The organism is Comamonas granuli NBRC 101663, from assembly GCF_000739995.1.
Classification (GTDB): domain Bacteria; phylum Pseudomonadota; class Gammaproteobacteria; order Burkholderiales; family Burkholderiaceae_C; genus Simplicispira; species Simplicispira granuli.
In genome coordinates this window covers 39,898-55,885 of the sequence record NZ_BBJX01000014.1, presented here as the reverse complement: position 1 = coordinate 55,885, position 15,988 = coordinate 39,898, and the positions used below count along the sequence as shown (strand labels likewise).

At 67.3% G+C, this 15,988-nt stretch carries 15 protein-coding genes; 5 read left to right on the top strand and 10 right to left on the bottom strand.

Features of this window, described 5'->3' with window-relative positions; genetic code table 11:
- Positions 1–24 precede the first annotated feature (24 nt).
- Genes CGR01S_RS13875 through CGR01S_RS13850 form a run of 6 tightly spaced genes read right to left on the bottom strand, consistent with a single transcriptional unit; the run spans position 25 to position 5,662 of the window.
- Positions 25–822, bottom strand: coding sequence for a thiazole synthase (locus CGR01S_RS13875; RefSeq protein ID WP_042428393.1), 798 nt, complete (start codon positions 820–822; stop codon positions 25–27).
- A 4-nt stretch (positions 823–826) separates the two neighbouring features.
- The gene (gene thiS / locus CGR01S_RS13870) at positions 827–1,057 is read right to left on the bottom strand and encodes a sulfur carrier protein ThiS (RefSeq protein ID WP_042428390.1); all 231 of its coding nucleotides are present in this window, start codon (positions 1,055–1,057) and stop codon (positions 827–829) included.
- Positions 1,047–2,135, bottom strand: a complete 1,089-nt coding sequence (locus tag CGR01S_RS13865; RefSeq protein WP_042428385.1) for an FAD-dependent oxidoreductase — start codon at positions 2,133–2,135, stop codon at positions 1,047–1,049. Before CGR01S_RS13865 ends, thiS begins: the two co-directional genes overlap by 11 nt.
- 3 nt (positions 2,136–2,138) lie before the next feature.
- Positions 2,139–3,863, bottom strand: coding sequence for a cobaltochelatase CobT-related protein (locus tag CGR01S_RS13860; protein ID WP_042428382.1), 1,725 nt, complete (start codon positions 3,861–3,863; stop codon positions 2,139–2,141).
- Positions 3,853–4,842: an AAA family ATPase gene (locus CGR01S_RS13855; protein WP_042428379.1), complete on the bottom strand. Its 990-nt coding sequence runs from the start codon at positions 4,840–4,842 to the stop codon at positions 3,853–3,855. The genes CGR01S_RS13860 and CGR01S_RS13855 overlap by 11 nt, the downstream gene beginning before the upstream one ends.
- On the bottom strand, positions 4,835–5,662 hold the full coding sequence (locus tag CGR01S_RS13850) for an IclR family transcriptional regulator (RefSeq protein WP_042428376.1): 828 nt from the start codon (positions 5,660–5,662) through the stop codon (positions 4,835–4,837). The genes CGR01S_RS13855 and CGR01S_RS13850 overlap by 8 nt, the downstream gene beginning before the upstream one ends.
- Before the next feature lie 134 nt (positions 5,663–5,796).
- On the opposite strand from CGR01S_RS13850, the gene xsc reads away from it, so the two are divergent.
- The 5 genes from xsc (at position 5,797) to pdxR (ending at position 12,243) form a co-directional block, all read left to right on the top strand.
- Positions 5,797–7,608 (top strand): sulfoacetaldehyde acetyltransferase, encoded by a 1,812-nt coding sequence (xsc, locus tag CGR01S_RS13845; protein WP_042428373.1) that lies wholly within the window; start codon positions 5,797–5,799, stop codon positions 7,606–7,608.
- A 77-nt stretch (positions 7,609–7,685) separates the two neighbouring features.
- On the top strand, positions 7,686–8,672 hold the full coding sequence (locus tag CGR01S_RS13840) for a bifunctional enoyl-CoA hydratase/phosphate acetyltransferase (RefSeq protein WP_042428370.1): 987 nt from the start codon (positions 7,686–7,688) through the stop codon (positions 8,670–8,672).
- 17 nt (positions 8,673–8,689) lie between these two features.
- Positions 8,690–9,736 carry a YeiH family protein gene (locus tag CGR01S_RS13835; RefSeq protein WP_042428574.1) on the top strand — a complete coding sequence of 349 codons (1,047 nt, stop codon included), beginning with the start codon at positions 8,690–8,692 and terminating at the stop codon, positions 9,734–9,736.
- A 68-nt stretch (positions 9,737–9,804) separates the two neighbouring features.
- Positions 9,805–10,578: a sulfite exporter TauE/SafE family protein gene (locus tag CGR01S_RS13830; RefSeq protein ID WP_042428368.1), complete on the top strand. Its 774-nt coding sequence runs from the start codon at positions 9,805–9,807 to the stop codon at positions 10,576–10,578.
- A gap of 159 nt (positions 10,579–10,737) precedes the next feature.
- Positions 10,738–12,243 (top strand): MocR-like pyridoxine biosynthesis transcription factor PdxR, encoded by a 1,506-nt coding sequence (gene pdxR / locus CGR01S_RS13825; RefSeq protein WP_042428365.1) that lies wholly within the window; start codon positions 10,738–10,740, stop codon positions 12,241–12,243.
- On the opposite strand, the gene CGR01S_RS13820 is transcribed toward pdxR, so the two are convergent.
- The 4 genes from CGR01S_RS13820 to CGR01S_RS13805 form a co-directional block, all read right to left on the bottom strand.
- Positions 12,237–13,577 (bottom strand): TRAP transporter large permease, encoded by a 1,341-nt coding sequence (locus tag CGR01S_RS13820; RefSeq protein WP_042428362.1) that lies wholly within the window; start codon positions 13,575–13,577, stop codon positions 12,237–12,239. The genes pdxR and CGR01S_RS13820 overlap by 7 nt on opposite strands.
- Before the next feature lie 17 nt (positions 13,578–13,594).
- Entirely contained in the window at positions 13,595–14,143 is a 549-nt protein-coding gene (locus tag CGR01S_RS13815) for a TRAP transporter small permease (protein WP_042428360.1), read from the bottom strand.
- Positions 14,144–14,263: 120 nt separating this feature from the next.
- The gene (locus tag CGR01S_RS13810) at positions 14,264–15,256 is read right to left on the bottom strand and encodes a TRAP transporter substrate-binding protein (RefSeq protein ID WP_042428356.1); all 993 of its coding nucleotides are present in this window, start codon (positions 15,254–15,256) and stop codon (positions 14,264–14,266) included.
- Between the two features lie 29 nt (positions 15,257–15,285).
- Positions 15,286–15,684, bottom strand: coding sequence for a nuclear transport factor 2 family protein (locus CGR01S_RS13805; protein WP_042428352.1), 399 nt, complete (start codon positions 15,682–15,684; stop codon positions 15,286–15,288).
- Positions 15,685–15,988: the final 304 nt, after the last annotated feature.

Here is a 15,988-nt window from a genome sequence, read left to right as displayed (position 1 = left end):
GTGGCAGCGCCGCCGCCCGGGCGTTCAATCGATGAGAAAGGGGTGGCCGCTGACCGGCGTCGAGGCCACCGCCATGTCCTGCGGCGCCATCACGCCGGCCTCGAAAGCCGTGCGCCCGGCCTCTATCGCCAGGCCGAAGGCGCGCGCCATGCGCACCGGCTCCACGGCCTGGCTCACGGCGGAGTTGAGCAGCACGGCATCCATGCCCAGCTCCATGGCCTGGGCGGCATGGCTGGGGGCGCCTATGCCCGCGTCCACCACCAGCAGCACGCCGGGCAGGCGCGCGCGCAGCGTGCGCAGCGCAAAGGGGTTGAGCAGGCCCTGGCCCGAGCCTATGGGCGCACCCCAGGGCATGAGCACCTGGCAGCCTGCGTCCAGCAGCCGCTGGCAGGTCACCAGGTCATCGGTGCAATAGGGGAAGACGGCAAAGCCGTCGCGGATGAGCTGCGCGGCCGCCTCCACCGTGCCCCAGGGGTCGGGCTGCAGGGTGTGCTCGTCGCCCACCACCTCCAGCTTGATCCAGTGCGTGCCGTAGAGCTCGCGCGCCATGTGCGCCAGCGTGATGGCTTCGCGCGCGCTGCGGCAGCCGGCCGTGTTGGGCAGCAGTTGCGCGCCGCGCTCGCGCATGGCGGTGCGGATGATCTCGATGAAGCCGTTGTCGCCGCCCGCGGACAGGGTGCGCTTGAGGCCCACGGTCACCACCTGCGCGCCGCTGGCGGCAATGCCCTCGGCCAGTACCTGCGGCGACGGGTAGCCGGCGGTGCCGAGCAGGAAGCGGCTGTGCAGCGTGACGCCATAGGGCGCCCAGGGTGTGGGGGTCATGGCCTCAGCCTCCGACGATGGCCTGGAAGGTCAGCACGGCATCGCCGGCCTGCAGGGTCCGTTCGGCGCGCAGCGCGCGCGGCACGAACTGGCCGTTGACGGCGGTCGCCACCTCCAGGGCGTCGATGCCTTTTGCCTGCAGCAGCGCCTGCAGTGTCAGGCCCGGCGGACAGGGCAGGATGCATCCGTTCAAGCGCAACTGCGCCGCTGTGGGAGGCAGGGTGTCAGTAGGCATGGGTGATCTCCGATGCGGGGGCGGCCAGGCCGGCCTGTGCGAGGGCGTCCTGCACCAGCGCGGGCGCCAGCAGCCAGCCGTGGCGGTACAGGCCGTTGATGCGCAGCAGGCCGGTGGCGTGGTCTATGCGCGGTTCGTTGTCCGGCAGGGCCGGGCGCAGATTGGTCTCGAGGTGGGCGATGCGCGCCTCGGCGAGTTCGGGCAGCACGCTGTGCGCGGCGGCCATGAGTTCGACGGCGCTGCGCAGGCTCACGGGCGAGCGGTCTTCGCTCTCGATCTCGCTGGCGCCGATGACGATGTGTCCGCACGGGCGCGGCACGATGTAGACGCGGTGGCGTGGGTGCAGCAGCCGCACCGGGCGCTGCAGGGTCACGCCGGGCGCGTGCAGCCATAGCACCTCGCCGCGCACGCCGCGCACCGGCAGGTCGGGCCGCGCGCCCGTGCCGCGCACGTCGATGGCCAGGTCAAAGTGCTGCGCGCTGCCGTCGTCCAGTTCGATTCGGCCCGGGCGTACCGCGGCCACCGTGCAGCCCCAGCGCCAGCGCACCGGCCCTGCGGCGGCGCACAGCGCGGGCAGTACCTGCAGCGGCAGGATCTGGCCTTCGCCGGGCAGCAGCCAGGCGTGCAGGCGCGCGTCCAGTGCCGGCTCCAGGGCAGCGAGCGCAGCGCGGTCCAGCGGCTGCGGCTCGCGGCTCACGCCGGCCAGGCTGGGCGCCTGTGCCAGCCGCGCCAGCACGCGCTGCGCTGCGCCCAGGTCGCTGCCGTGGGCCACCAGCAGGCTGCCCCGCATGCGCAGCAGTTCGCCCGCTGCCGTGCCGGGCTGCGCCAGCGCGCGCGTGATCTCCTGCCACAGGCCCATGGAGCGCCAGCCCAGGGCGGCAATGGCCGGGCCGCTGTTGTCCAGCTCGGCCAGCGGGCTGAGCATGCCGGCGGCAGTGAAGGCTGCCGCGCCCTGGCCGTCGCTGCGCGCCTGCGGCCCGCTGGCGGGGTCGAACACGGTCACCGCGTGCTCGCGGCCCAGGTGCCAGGCGAGCAGGCGGCCCAGCAGGCCGGCGCCGGCAATTCCGATACATGCCATGGTTCATCCTCTCCGAGATGGCGTGCCGGCCGCCCGGCGGCCCTGCATCAGCAGGGCTGCCACGTCGTGCAGGCGGGCGTCATCCAACGGCGTATCCAGTTCGATGGCCAAGCGCCGGCGGTAGAACACGCCCAGATCCAGGCCCACGCCCAGGCCGCAGATCTCGACGTCGGCGCTGCGCTCGTGCGCGGCCACCACCTGCCGCAGGTGCTGATCGAGGTAGTGCTCGTCGTTGCATTGGTGGGTGGCGGTGTCCATGGGGCAGCCGTCGGACACCACCATCAGGATGCGCCGCTGCGCGGGCAGCTTGAGCAGGCGCTGGCATGCCCATTCCACGGCCTCGCCGTCCATGCCCTCGCGAAACAGGTCCGGGCGGCGCAGTGCCGCAATGCCGTAGCGCCCGCGCCGCCAGGCTTGCGTGCCGGCCTTGAACACCAGGTGCAGGCGCTCGTTGAGCCGCCCGGGAAACTCGGGGCGGCCGGCGCGTTGCCAGTCCCGGCGGGCGCGGCCGCCGTTCCAGGCCCCGGTCGAGAAGCCCAGCACCTCCACCGCCACGCCCGCCATGTCCAGGGCGCGGCCCAGCACGTCCACCAGCAGGGAGACGGACGGGGCGTGCGCCTTCATGGAGCCCGAGCAATCGAGCAGCAGGGCCACGGCGCACTCCATGGCGGGGCGCTGCAGCTCGTCCTTGAAGATGGCCTTGTCCTGCGGGTCGCTCACCAACTGGGCCAGGCGGCTGCCGTCGATCAGGCCTTCCTCCTGGCTGAAGCGCCAGCCGTCGCGGCGCGGCACGGCCAGGGCGCGGTGCAGGTGGCGCGCCAGGCGCGGCACATTGAAGCCCGCCTCGATCACTTCCTGGTCCATCTGGGCGCGGAATTCGGCCAGCTGGGCGGCGCGCACCAGGGCGGCCGCGTCCACCTCGCGGTCGTAGGCGCGGGTGAATACGCGGTACTGCTGCGCAGTGGCGTCCCAGCTGCGGCTCGCGCCGCTGGTGGCCACGGGCGGGGGCGGCGGCTGCGGCGCGTCGAAATGCAGACGCAGGGCGAAACCATTGCGCCGCCGGGCGCTGGCCGATCCATTGGGCACTTCGGCCTGGGCGGCGCGCACCGCCTGCCCGACCCACTGGCTCAGGGCCAGGGCTGGGGGAATGAAGGCGGCCTGGTCCGCGCGGTGGCGGCGCAGCGCCGCGAGCAGGCCGCCGATATCGGCCACGATGTTGGCGCGCGTGGCCTCCACCAGGTCGGACAGGGTCTCGGGCACCTCGTTGCCGGTCAACCGCGTCCAGGCGGTGAGCGCCACCGTGAACAGCAGGATGCCCAGGCTGGTTTCGGTCAGCCCGGACTCGGTGAACGCATGGCACCAGCGCAGAAAGCGCGCGCTCAGGTTGTGCTGCACCCCCGGCCAGTCCGGCGGTGCCAGGCTTTCGGTGCGCAACTGCTCCAGCAGCTCGTACACCAGCCGCTCCACGGGTTCGGCCGGTGCGTGCTGGGCGTGCAGCGCCGCATCGCTCCAGCGCAGGCGCAGCGCGGCACCGTCGAGCAGGGCCCGCTGGTCGGGCAGGGCGGGGGAGGCGTCGCTCTGGTGCGCGGCGCGCAGCGGCACCACCTCGGTGCCCTGGTACAGGGTCTGGCCGCTCCACTGCAGCGTGGCGTCGCCGGTGAGCGCGCGCACCAGGGCCCCGCACAGGGCCTCGGTCCGGGTGAGCGCTGCGGCCGGTTCAGAGGGCATGGTGCAAGGCCATGCCCGGCTCGGCCCAGGCTTGCAGCTCGGCGTCGAAGCAGCGCTGGAAGTATTCGGCCACGATGCCGCGCTCGGCCGGTTCGCACTTGTTCAGGAACGACAGGTGGAAGGCCACATCCAGGTTGCGGAAGATCTCGGTGTTCTCGGCCCAGGTGATCACGGTGCGCGGCGACATCAGCAGCGAGAGGTCACCCACGGCAAAGCCTTTGCGCGTGAGGCCGGCCAGGGCCACCATGGCGCGCACCTGCTGGCGCCCGTGCTCGGTGTCCAGCGCCGGCACGCGCGCCAGGACGATGGCGGCTTCCTCCGCGGGCGGCAGGTAGTCCAGCGAGGTCACCAGGTTCCAGCGGTCGAGCTGGGCATGGTTGAGCAACTGGGTGCCGTGGTACAGGCCGCTGAGGTTGCCCTGTCCCAGCGTATTCATGGTGGCAAACAGGCGGAAATAGGGGTGCGGCTGGATCACGCGCTTCTGGTCCAGCAGCGTGAAGCTGCCTTCCCGCTCGAGCACGCGCTGGATGACGAACATCACATCCGGGCGCCCGGCATCGTATTCGTCGAAAACCATGGCCATGGGGCGTTGCAGGGCCCAGGGCAGGATGCCTTCCTGGAACTCGGTGATCTGCTGGCCCTCGCGCAGCACGATGGCGTCCTTGCCCACCAGGTCGAGGCGGCTGATGTGACCGTCCAGGTTCACGCGCACGCAGGGCCAGTTCAGGCGCGCGGCCACCTGCTCGATGTGGGTGGACTTGCCCGTGCCGTGCAGGCCCTGGAGCACCACGCGCCGGTTGTGCGCGAAGCCCGCCAGGATGGCCAGCGTGGCCTGGGGGTTGAAGCGGTAGGCGCGGTCCAGCTCGGGCACATGCTCGTTCTGCCCGGCAAAGGCCGGCACGGTCATGTCGATGTCGATACCGAACACCTCGCGCACGCTCACGCGCTGGGTGGGTTGCAGAAGTGTGAGGTCAGTCATCGTCAGGTACCCCAGGGGGAACTTCGTCGTTGATGCGCGCCATGGCCTCGGCGGCCTGGCGCAGGGTCGGGAGCATGGCCAGGGCCTTCTCGCGCGTGAAGCGCATCACGGGGGCCTGTACGGCCAGGCCCATGTTGGAGTGGCCTTGCGCCGCGGGCACCAGCACCCCCAGGCACAGCAGTCCGGGCAGGAATTCCTCGTTGTCGAAGGCATAGCCCAGGCTGCGCACCTGTTCGAGCTCCTGCTCCAGGCTCTCGTAGCTGGTGTGCGTGTTGTGGGTGAACTTTTCCAGCGGCACGGCCGCCAGCAGGCGCCGGCGCTGCGAGGGCGTCATCTGGCTGAGGAACAGCTTGCCCGTGGCCGAGCAGTGCGCGGGCACGCGCGATCCGGGGTGCAGATAAAAGCGCAGGGGCGCGGCGGTTTCCACCCGGTCCAGGTACAGCACCTCGCCGCTGGAGAAGGCGGTGATGTTGCAGCTCTCGCCCACTTCCTCCACCAGCTTGCGCAGCACCGCGTGCCGCGCCCCGTAGGTGGTGTTGTTCAACAGCACGCTCTCGGCCAGGCGCATCAGCCGCTGGCCGGTGCCGTAGTGGCGGCCATTGCCGTCGCGCTGCAGGATGCCCGCGCCCTCGAGCTGCTGAAGCATGCGGTGCAGCGTGGGCTTGGGCAGGCCCGTCTCTTCCACCATGGCCTGCAGGGTGAAAGGGGCGTCCTGTTGCGCAATCACCTCCAGCAAGGCGAACAGCCGCAGGTTGGGCGTGTCGCCGTCCAGCCGGGGGGTGACTTTGTTCGTGGCGTCTTTCATGGCGGTTCCAATCATATGAAGTTTCTTTTTTCGAGTCAATTTGTTCCGGAAAAAGTAATTTTCTTGACACGAGGGCAAAGCATGCCTAGACTTCGCTCAATAAATTCTTTTTTACGGAACAAATCGTTCCATTTTCCAAGGAGATAGCAATGACTGCACCCGCAAATCGTACGGTGGTCGAAGGCGTCCAGAAGATGACGCCCTCGGAGGCCTTTGTGGAAACCCTGGTCGCCAACGGCGTGACCGAGATGTTCGGCATCATGGGCTCGGCCTTCATGGATGCCATGGACATCTTCGCCCCGGCTGGCATCCGCCTGATTCCCGTGGTGCACGAGCAGGGTGCTGCGCACATGGCCGACGGCTATGCGCGTGTCTCCGGCCGCCACGGCGTGACCATCGGCCAGAACGGCCCGGGCATCAGCAACTGCGTGACGGCGATTGCGGCTGCCTACTGGGCCCACAGCCCCGTGGTGATCATCACGCCCGAGACGGGCACCATGGGCATGGGCCTGGGCGGCTTCCAGGAGGCCAACCAACTGCCGATGTTCCAGGAGTTCACCAAGTACCAGGGCCATGTGTGCAACCCCAAGCGCATGGCCGAGTTCACCGGCCGCTGCTTCGACCGCGCCATGTCCGAGATGGGCCCGACCCAGCTCAACATCCCGCGCGACTATTTCTACGGCGAAATCCAGTGCGAGATCCCCAAGCCCATGCGCGTGGAGCGCGGTGCGGGCGGCGAGAACAGCCTGAATGCCGCTGCCGAGCTGCTGGCCAGCGCCAAGTTTCCTGTGATCCTGGCCGGTGGCGGCGTGGTCATGGGTGATGCCGTGGAGGAGTGCAAGCTGCTGGCCGAGCGCCTGGGCGCCCCGGTGGTGACGGGTTACCTGCGCAACGACGCCTTCCCTGCCAAGCACCCCCTGTGGGCCGGCCCGCTGGGCTACCAGGGCTCCAAGGCGGCGATGAAGCTGATCGCCCAGGCCGACGTGGTGATCGCTCTGGGCTCGCGCATGGGCCCCTTCGGCACCTTGCCCCAGCACGGCATGGATTACTGGCCCAAGAATGCCAAGATCATCCAGGTCGAAGCCGACCACACCAACCTGGGTCTGGTGAAGAAGATCTCCGTGGGCATCCATGGCGACGCCAAGGCCGTGGCCAAGGCGCTGACCGCCCGCCTGGAAGGCAAGGCCCTGGCCTGCGACGCCACCAAGGCCGAGCGCGCGACGACCATCAAGGCCGAGAAGGACGCCTGGGAAAAGGAACTGGACGAGTGGACGCACGAGCGCGACCCGTTCAGCCTGGACATGATCGAAGAAGCCAAGGGCGAGCGCACGCCCACCGGCGGTACCTACCTGCATCCGCGGCAGGTGCTGCGCGAGCTGGAGAAGGCCATGCCCCCGCGCGTGATGGTGTCCACGGACATCGGCAACATCAACTCGGTGGCCAACAGCTACCTGCGTTTCGATGAACCGCGCAGCTTCTTCGCACCCATGAGCTTCGGCAACTGCGGCTATGCCCTGCCCACCATCATCGGTGCCAAGTGCGCCGCGCCCGACCGTCCGGCCATCGCCTACGCCGGCGACGGTGCCTGGGGCATGAGCATGGTGGAGATCATGACCGCCGTGCGCCACGACATCCCCGTGACCGCGGTGGTGTTCCACAACCGCCAATGGGGCGCGGAGAAGAAGAACCAGGTGGACTTCTACAACCGCCGCTTCGTGGCCGGCGAACTGGAGAGCGAGAGCTTCGCCGGTATCGCCAAGGCCATGGGGGCGGAGGCCATCGTGGTGGACCACCTGGAAGACGTGGGCCCGGCCCTGAAGAAGGCCATCGACATGCAGATGAACGAGCGCAAGACCTGCGTGATCGAAATCATGTGCACGCGCGAACTGGGCGATCCGTTCCGCCGCGATGCGCTGAGCAAGCCGGTGCGCTTCCTGGAAAAGTACAAGGACTACGTCTGACGTTCACGTCCTGAGCCCACGCCCCGCGTGCCTGAGGCGCGCGGGGCGCATGCCCTCCCCACGCATCGAGAATCCCCATGGCCCACGCAGAACTCATCGACGCCGGCACTACGGACGCCTGGACCGGCAACACGCCACGCCCCCACCTGAACAACCTCCTGGCCCGCGCACGCGCGCTGGGCCCCCTGCCGGTGGCCGTGGCCTACCCCTGCGACGCCACGTCCGTGCAATCGGCCTGCGAGGCAGCACAGGCCGGTCTCATCGCCCCGGTCTTCGTCGGCCCGCGCGCGCGCATCCTGGCGGCGGCGCAGCAAGCCGGGGTGGACGCGGCGGAACTGCGCATCCACGACACGCCGGATGCGCCGCGCGCTGCGGCCGCGCAGGCCGCCGCCCTGTGCCGCGACGGCCAGGCTGCCGCCCTGATGAAGGGCAGCCTGCACACCGACGAGCTCCTGGGTGCCGCCGTGGCCAAGGAGGCCGCGCTGCGCGGCGAGCGCCGTGCCAGCCATGTCTTCGTGCTGGACGTGCCGGGCTTCAACCGCCCGCTGCTGATCACCGACTGCGTGGTCAACATCGTGCCCACGCTGATGGACAAGCGGGACATCGCGCAGAACGCCATCGAGCTGGCCCAGGCGATCGGCATCGGCCGCCCGCGCGTGGCGGTGCTGTCGGCGGTGGAGACGGTCAACCCCGCCATCCCGGGCACCATCGACGCTGCCGCGCTGTGCAAGATGGCCGACCGCGGGCAGATCCAGGGCGGCGTCTTCGATGGCCCGCTGGCCTATGACAACGCCATTTCCGTGGAGTCGGCGCGCAACAAGGGCATCGTCTCCAGCGTCGCCGGCGAGCCCGACATCCTGCTGGTGCCCAACCTGGAAGCAGGCAACATGGTCTACAAGCAGCTCGTCTACATGGCCAATGCGGAATGCGCGGGGCTGGTGCTGGGCATGAAGGTGCCCGTCATCCTGACCAGCCGCTCTGACTCCGTGGCCAGCCGCATCGCCTCTTGCGCACTGGCCGTGCTGCGCAGCCATGCGCAGGCGGGAACCGGGAGCGGCTCATGAAAAGCACGCCTCCGGCCATGAAACGGTCCAACCCCTGGCTGGCTCCGGGCTACCGGCTGGAGCCCGTCCTCAATCTGCTGCCCGGCACCGCCCTGGCCGGGGTGGTGGCGCTGGCGGCCACCTTTGTGTCCACGCTGCACGGCGGGCCGCAACTGCTGTATGCACTGTTCTTTGGCGTGGCCTTCCATTTCCTGAGCCAGGAGGCCAAGACCAAGCCGGGCATCGAATTTTGCGCCCGCGGCATCCTGCGGCTGGGCGTGGGCCTGCTGGGGGCGCGCATCACGGCCTCGCAGATCGCAGGCCTGGGCTGGACCACCGCGCTCATCGTCATCGCTGCCGTGGTCACCACGCTGCTGTGCGGCGCCTGGCTGGGCCGGCGCCTGGGCATGACGCGGCCGCAGGGGGTGCTCTCCGGCGGTTCGGTGGCCATTTGCGGCGCCTCTGCGGCGCTGGCCATCTCGGCCGTGCTGCCACGTGACAAGCACAGCGACCGCTTCACCCTGATGGTGGTCGTGACCGTGACCGTGCTCTCCACCGTTGCCATGGTGCTGTACCCGCTGATCGCCAAGCTGCTGCACCTGCCGCCCGAGCTGGCGGGCCTGTTCATCGGCGGCACCATCCACGACGTGGCGCAGGTGGTCGGCGCGGGCTACACCATTGACCAGGCGACGGGCGACTATGCCACCATCGTCAAGCTGTTCCGCGTGTCCATGCTGGCCGTGGTGGTGGTGGTGGTGTCCACGGTGTTCAAGCGCCAGCGCGAAGCAGCGGCCGACGGCCACGAGGCGAAGAAGCAGCCCCTGGTGCCCTGGTTCCTGTGGGTCTTCGTGGCGCTGGTGCTGGTCAATTCCATGGGCTGGATGCCGCTGGCGACGCAGCACTATCTCAGTGACGTCTCGCGTGGCTGCCTGGTACTGGCGATCGCCGCGCTGGGCATGAAGACCTCCTTTGCACAGTTGGCGAACGCGGGCTGGCGGCCTTTCATGCTGCTGCTCGTCGAAACCCTCTGGATGGCGCTGTTCGTGCTCGCCGCCATCGAGTTGCGCCATCTGTACGGGCTTTGATGCCTGTGCACCGTGCGCCGGGGACGGGCCCCGGCGCGCGCCTTTTCACGGCCTCCTGGTGACTGACCATGTCGTTTTTTGGTGTCTCCTTGCTGACCTGGTGGTACGTGACCGTGTGCATGGCACTGGCCACCTACGTGCAGGCGCTGACCGGTTTTGCCTTCTCGCTGCTGTTCATCGGGCTGATCGGTACGTTCGATCTGGTGCCGCTGGATGAGGCGACCAACGCCATCAGCGTCATCACCCTGGTGCAGACGGCCGCCTACTTCCGTGCGCATCCGCTGGGCCGGGAGTGGCACCCCGTGCGGCCCGCCATCCTGCCCAGCATCGTCGGGGTGATGGGAGGGGCGGCCCTGCTGATCTGGCTCAGCGGCCAGGCGCTGTATGTGCTCAAGTACGTGCTGGGTGGCTTCATCCTGCTGACGGCGCTGTCCATGGTGGTCCAGCCGGTTCCCTGGCGCCAGATGTCCCCACCCTGGGTGTTCCGGGTCACGGGCCTGCTGTCCGGCCTCATGGGGGGGCTGTTCTCCACCGCCGGCCCGCCCCTGGTCTACCTGTTCTACCGCCAGCCCCTGCCGCAGCGGGTGATACACCAGTGCCTTTTCCTGGTGTTTTCCATTGGGCAGGTGGTGCGCCTGGCCTTTATTGCAGCCACGGGCAGCTTCACCTGGCGCTCGCTGCTGTACATCGCGCTGTCCTTCCCTGTGGTGCTGCTGGTGCACCGCATCCAGCAGCGCTATCCTCTGGGCCTGTCACCGCGGACCACGACCCGGGTGGCGGCAGCGCTGCTGGTTCTTGCTGGCACCGGCCTGGTCTACTCCAACTACCTCGCGCGCTCCTGAAGCACCGGCTGCCCTGGAGGTTTCCCGGTTGGGTGGCGGGTGGTAGTGTTCAATACTTGAACACACCATGGAACTTTGCTTCGCAGGCACCCGTCGAACAGTGCGGGGACGACGGGCTTATGCTGGCGTGCCTTCTCTTCTGACTGATACTGAACCCGGATGTCCCAAAAACTCACTGGCGCCATGTGGAACGAACTGTTCCGGCGTTCCCGGCGCGATGGCCTGAGCCTGCAAGGCCAGATCTGCGCCATGATGGTCGATGCCATCCACGGCGGCGTGCTGCCGCCGGGTGAGCCCGTGCCCTCCAGCCGCGAGCTGGCTGAACAGCTCCAGGTCGGGCGCATCACCGTGGTGCTGGCCTACCAGCAGCTCTCCGAGGAGGCTTTCCTGGTCAGCCTGCAGCGCAAGGGCCACTTCGTCAATCCCGATTTCCGGCGCGGGCTGGTGCCCTCTGCCAGCCCGCGCACCGAGGCTGCGCCGCAGAGCAAGACAGACTGGTCGCGGCGGCTGTGCCTGCAGCCCAATGCGTACCGCAGCATCGTCAAGCCACCGGACTGGCAGTCCTACCCCTATCCGTTCCTCTACGGGCAGTTCGACAAGGACTTGTTCCCCACCGCCGCCTGGCGCGAATGCTGCATGAAAGCCCTGAGCGTGCTCGACATCCGCGAGTGGGCGCCCGACCAGATCACCCGCGACGATGAGTCCCTGATCCAGCAGATCCAGACCAAGATCCTGCCGCGCCGCGGTGTCTGGGCGTCCAGCGACGAATTGATCATCACCGTCGGCGCCCAGCATGCGCTCTACATGGTGGCCGACCTGCTCATGCGCGAAGGTACGCACGTGGCCGTGGAAGACCCGGGCTACCCCGATGCGCGCAATATTTTCAACAGCCGGACTTCCCAGATCATCGCGCTGCCCGTGGACGAGCACGGCCTCCCCCTGAGCGAGAGCCTGCGGTCCATGGACTACGTCTACACGACCCCCAGCCACCAGTGCCCCACGGGCGTGACCATGCCGCGCGAGCGCCGCGAGGCCTTGCTGGAGCAGGCGCAGCAGCACGACTTCGTCATCATCGAAGACGACTTCGAGAGCGAGAACAGCTTCGAGGGCGATCCCATCCCCGCGCTCAAGAGCCTGGACCGCAGCGACCGCGTGATCTACATCGGCAGCCTGTCCAAGAGTCTGGCGCCGGGGCTGCGCGTAGGCTATATCGTGGCCGCGCCGGAACTCATCGAGCACCTGCGTGCACTGCGCCGCCTGATGCTGCGCCACCCGTCCACGTTCATCCAGCGGACTTTGGCGCTCTTCATCTCGCTGGGGCACAACGACGCCCAGCTCCGCCGGCTGGCGCAGGCCCAGAAGGAACGCCACCATCTCCTGTGGGCGGCACTTGCCAAGCACCTGCCCGAGTGCACCCCTGTGCCGGTGAGCGGGGGAGGGTCTCTGTGGGTGCGCATTCCGGATGGCGTGCGCGCCGGCGAACTGGCCCGCCAGGCCGCTGAGCGGGGGGTGCTCATCGAGCCGGGCGATGTGTTCTTCGTGGCCCAGACACCGCCGGCCAACTACATCCGGCTGGGCTACCAGTCCATCCCCAGCCATGCCATCGAGCAAGGCATTGCCATCCTTGCCGATGTATTGCATGGCATGCGTTCACGGACTCAGTAGCCCAGCAGCTTGGGCAGCCACAGCGAGAGCTGTGGGAAGAAGGCGATCATGAACACGGTCAGCGTGGAGACCAGCACGAAGGGCAGCACGCGCACCACGATGCGTTCGACCGACTCGCCGCCAATGCCCGAGGCGACGAACAGGTTCTCGCCCAGGGGCGGGGTCTGAAAGCCGATCGACAGCGCGCAGATGACCACGATGCCCACGTGCGTCGGGTCTGCCCCCATGGTGTACATCACCGGCAGCAGCACAGGCACCAGGATCATGATGGCGGCCAGGGTCTCCATGAACATGCCCACGAAGAGCAGGAACAGGATGATCAGGGTCCAGACCACATAGATGTTGTCCGTCATGCCCAGCATGGAACTGGCCACCAGGGCCGGGATGCGCGTCTCGACCAGCAGGCGCCCGAAGGCCGTGGCCGTGAACAGGATCAGCAGCACGCGGCCGGTGATCCAGGTCGTGGTGCGCAGTGCGTTGAGGCAGGCCTTGAACCGCAGTTCATGGTGTACGAAGATGCCCACGAACAGGGTATAGAAGATTGCCACGATCGCCGACTCGGTGGGCGTGAACATCCCGGTGTAGATGCCGCCCAGGATGATCACCGGCGCGAACAAGGCCCAGATGCCCTTGCGCAGCGCCGTGCCGATGTCGCCGCCCGACCAGGTGTCGGTCAGGCCCCGGTAGCCCTTCTTGCGCGAGATCACGTAGTTCATCACCAGCAGGCCCGTGGCCATCACCAGGCCGGGGATGAAGCCTGCCATGAACAGCTTGGGAATGGACAGCGAGTCGAACTGGCCGAACTTCTCGATGGCCTCCGGCGGCGGCGCCATGCCCAGCGCCGAAATACCGAAGATCACCATGGGAATGGACGGCGGAATGATGATGCCCAGCCCGCCGGAGGCGGCCGTCACGGCCGACGCGTAGGCACGGTCGTAGCGGCGTCTGACCATGGCCGGAATCATCAGCATGCCCACGGCGGCGGTGGTGGCGGGCCCGGAGCCCGAAATGGCGCCAAAGAACAGGCAGGCCAGCACCGTGGCGGCGCCCAGGCCGCCGGTGATCGGACCGGCCAGCGCCTCGGCAATGTCCACCAGACGCCGCGAGATGCCTGCGGCCTCCATCAGGGCCCCAGCCAGCACGAAGGCGGGCAGGGCCATCAGCGGGAAGCTGCCCACCGACGTGAACGCAATCTGTACCAGCGTGATGGGGTCCTTGTCCAGGGCCAGGTAGGCCCCCATGGCGGCGCCGCCGAGCGCCACGGAAATCGGCGCACCCATGATCAGGAACAGGAAGAATCCGCCGAACAGCAGTTCGACTACATAGTTTTCCATGTTTGTCTCCTCAGCCGTCAGGCATTGCCCCGTGCCGCTAGTTGTTTGAGTTTTTCGATTTCCGCTGCCTCGGGGTCGATCAGCTCCACGCCCTTGAACACCGTGAGATACACGTTGTAGAGAATGCGGATCGACATGAGCGTGAACGCAACCGGCAGGATCATGTACAGGTACTTCATCGGCACGCCCAGGGTCTGGGACTTCCAGAACAGGTTCATGCGGTGGAAGACGAAGTCGTAGCTCAGGTAGACGAAATAGCTGTTGAAGGCCACCCACAGCAGATCGGCCAGCACGAGCATGGCCTTGGCCATGGCTTTGGGCATGAACTGGAAATGGAAGGTGACGCGGTTGTGGGCCGACATCTTGGCCGCCACCACGGCGCCCAGGTAGGCGAACCACACGAACATGTAGGTGGACAGCTCCTCACTCCAGGCGATGGAGTACTGGAACAGTTGGCGGGCGACGATCTGGGCGAACAACAGCAGGACGAATGCGGCGAGCAGGAGCTCGCACAGCATGGTCTCCAGATGGTTGAGCCACTTGAGGAAGGAACGAGGGCTGGACATGGCGTTCTCTCAGGGAAAAACAGGGCCTGCCCCGCGGGTTGGGGGCATGCAATTGCGCAACGCTAACACTGACCGGCAGGACGGCCGCCCCATGGCGCCGCCGTCCTGTCCAGGCCCGTCTCAGCGACCCAGCGCCTTCAGCACCTTGTCGAGCTTGTCTTTCCCGCCGATGCTGTTGTAGAACTTCGGCCACACCGTGGCCGTGGCCTTGCTGATGAACTCTTTCTCGCCATCGGCCGCATCCGTGATCTGCATGCCCTTGGCGGTCAGGTCTTTCTTGATCTTGTCTTCGGTCTCCAGCAGCCAGCGGTAGCTGTGCTCGGAGGCTTCGGCGCCTGCTTCGAGGATGGCCTTCTGCACGTCGGCCGGCTGCTTCTTGAACACCGACTCGCTCACGATCAAGGGTTCCAGCGAGAACACGTAGCGGATGTTGGTAATGTACTTCTGCACCTCGTTGAACTTCATCGCCGAGATGGTGATGTACGGGTTGTCCTGGCCATCGACCACGCGCTGCTGCAGGGCGGTGAAGGTCTCGCCCCAGGACATCGGCGTGGGATTGATGCCCCAGGCCTGGTAGCTGGCGATCATGATCTCGTTCTTGGGCACGCGGATCTTGAGGCCTTGCAGGTCGGCCACGGTTTTCACGGGCTTCTTGGAGTTGGTCAGCACGCGAAAGCCCGAGTAGGCCCAGCCGACGATGCGCACGTTGGCATCGCGCAGGGTGCTGGCCGTCAGATCCTTGCCGACCTCACCCAAGGTGAGCTTCTTGGCGTCCTCGGCGCTCTGAATGACGTAGGGCAGTGTCAGCACGCCGACCGTGGGCGAGAAAGGGGTGACGTTGTTGATCGCCAGAATGGAAAAGTCCAGCGTGCCCATGGCGGCATTGTTGATGGTGTCTTCCTCGCTGCCCAACTGGCCGTTGGGAAAGAGGTCGAGCTTGTGCTTGCCGCCGGTCTTCTGTTCGAAGGACTGCTTGAACTTGGTCGCCAGCTCCCACTGGGTTCCGCCCTGGGCGTCGCCAACGGCCACCTTGAACGTCGTTGCCCAGGCACCGGTGGCAAGCAGAGAGGCTGCGCCCACCAGGTGCATCACCATGGTTTTCTTGAAAGTCATGTCTTGTCTCCTTTGAATTGATCCAGTTGTCAGCGTGCGCTGATCGGGGGGCGGTCTTTTCTGTAGGCGTTCTTGACCGCGATTTTTCCGTCCCGGAAAGTGAACACATCGACCATGCGGGCCTCGACCCGCGAGCCGTCGAGCTTGGTGCCCTTGAACGTGGTCTCGGAAACCCCGCGGTCGCCGTGCACGAAGTGCACGCCGTCGAGCCAGGCGGCGTCGGGGAAGGTCTGCCAGGCGAGTTGAAAGCCCTCGCGCACGGCTTCACGGCCGATGTAGCTTCGGCCCATGAGGTCCGGGCCGGCCACGGCGTGAAACTCGCAGTCGTCGGCCATGAACGACATCAGGGCCTCGATGTCGTGGCGGTTCCAGGCGGCGCCGAAGTCCATGAGGAACTGCACGCTCACGCTGTCGCTTCTTTCAGTCATTTCGTCTCCTTTGATTCGCTTCCGGTCAATCTCTGCTTCGCCGTCGCGATGGCGAAGCCGCCATTGGTGTGATGGTCGAACGAATGGTAGTTACGCACTTCGTGGGCTCGTAGAACCAGCAAAGTGCATTCGATAGGTCCAGACACAGGCAGCGGCTTGCTGGCTCTATCAAAACCCGCGCAGTGGCGCTAACGATGTGGCGATGGCCCTGGATAACCTCGCCGTACTCCTCGGCATTCCTTTGGGTGTGCCGAAGTGCATGCATCACCCAGCCGCAAAAAAGGCCCATTTGAACTACCCGGAG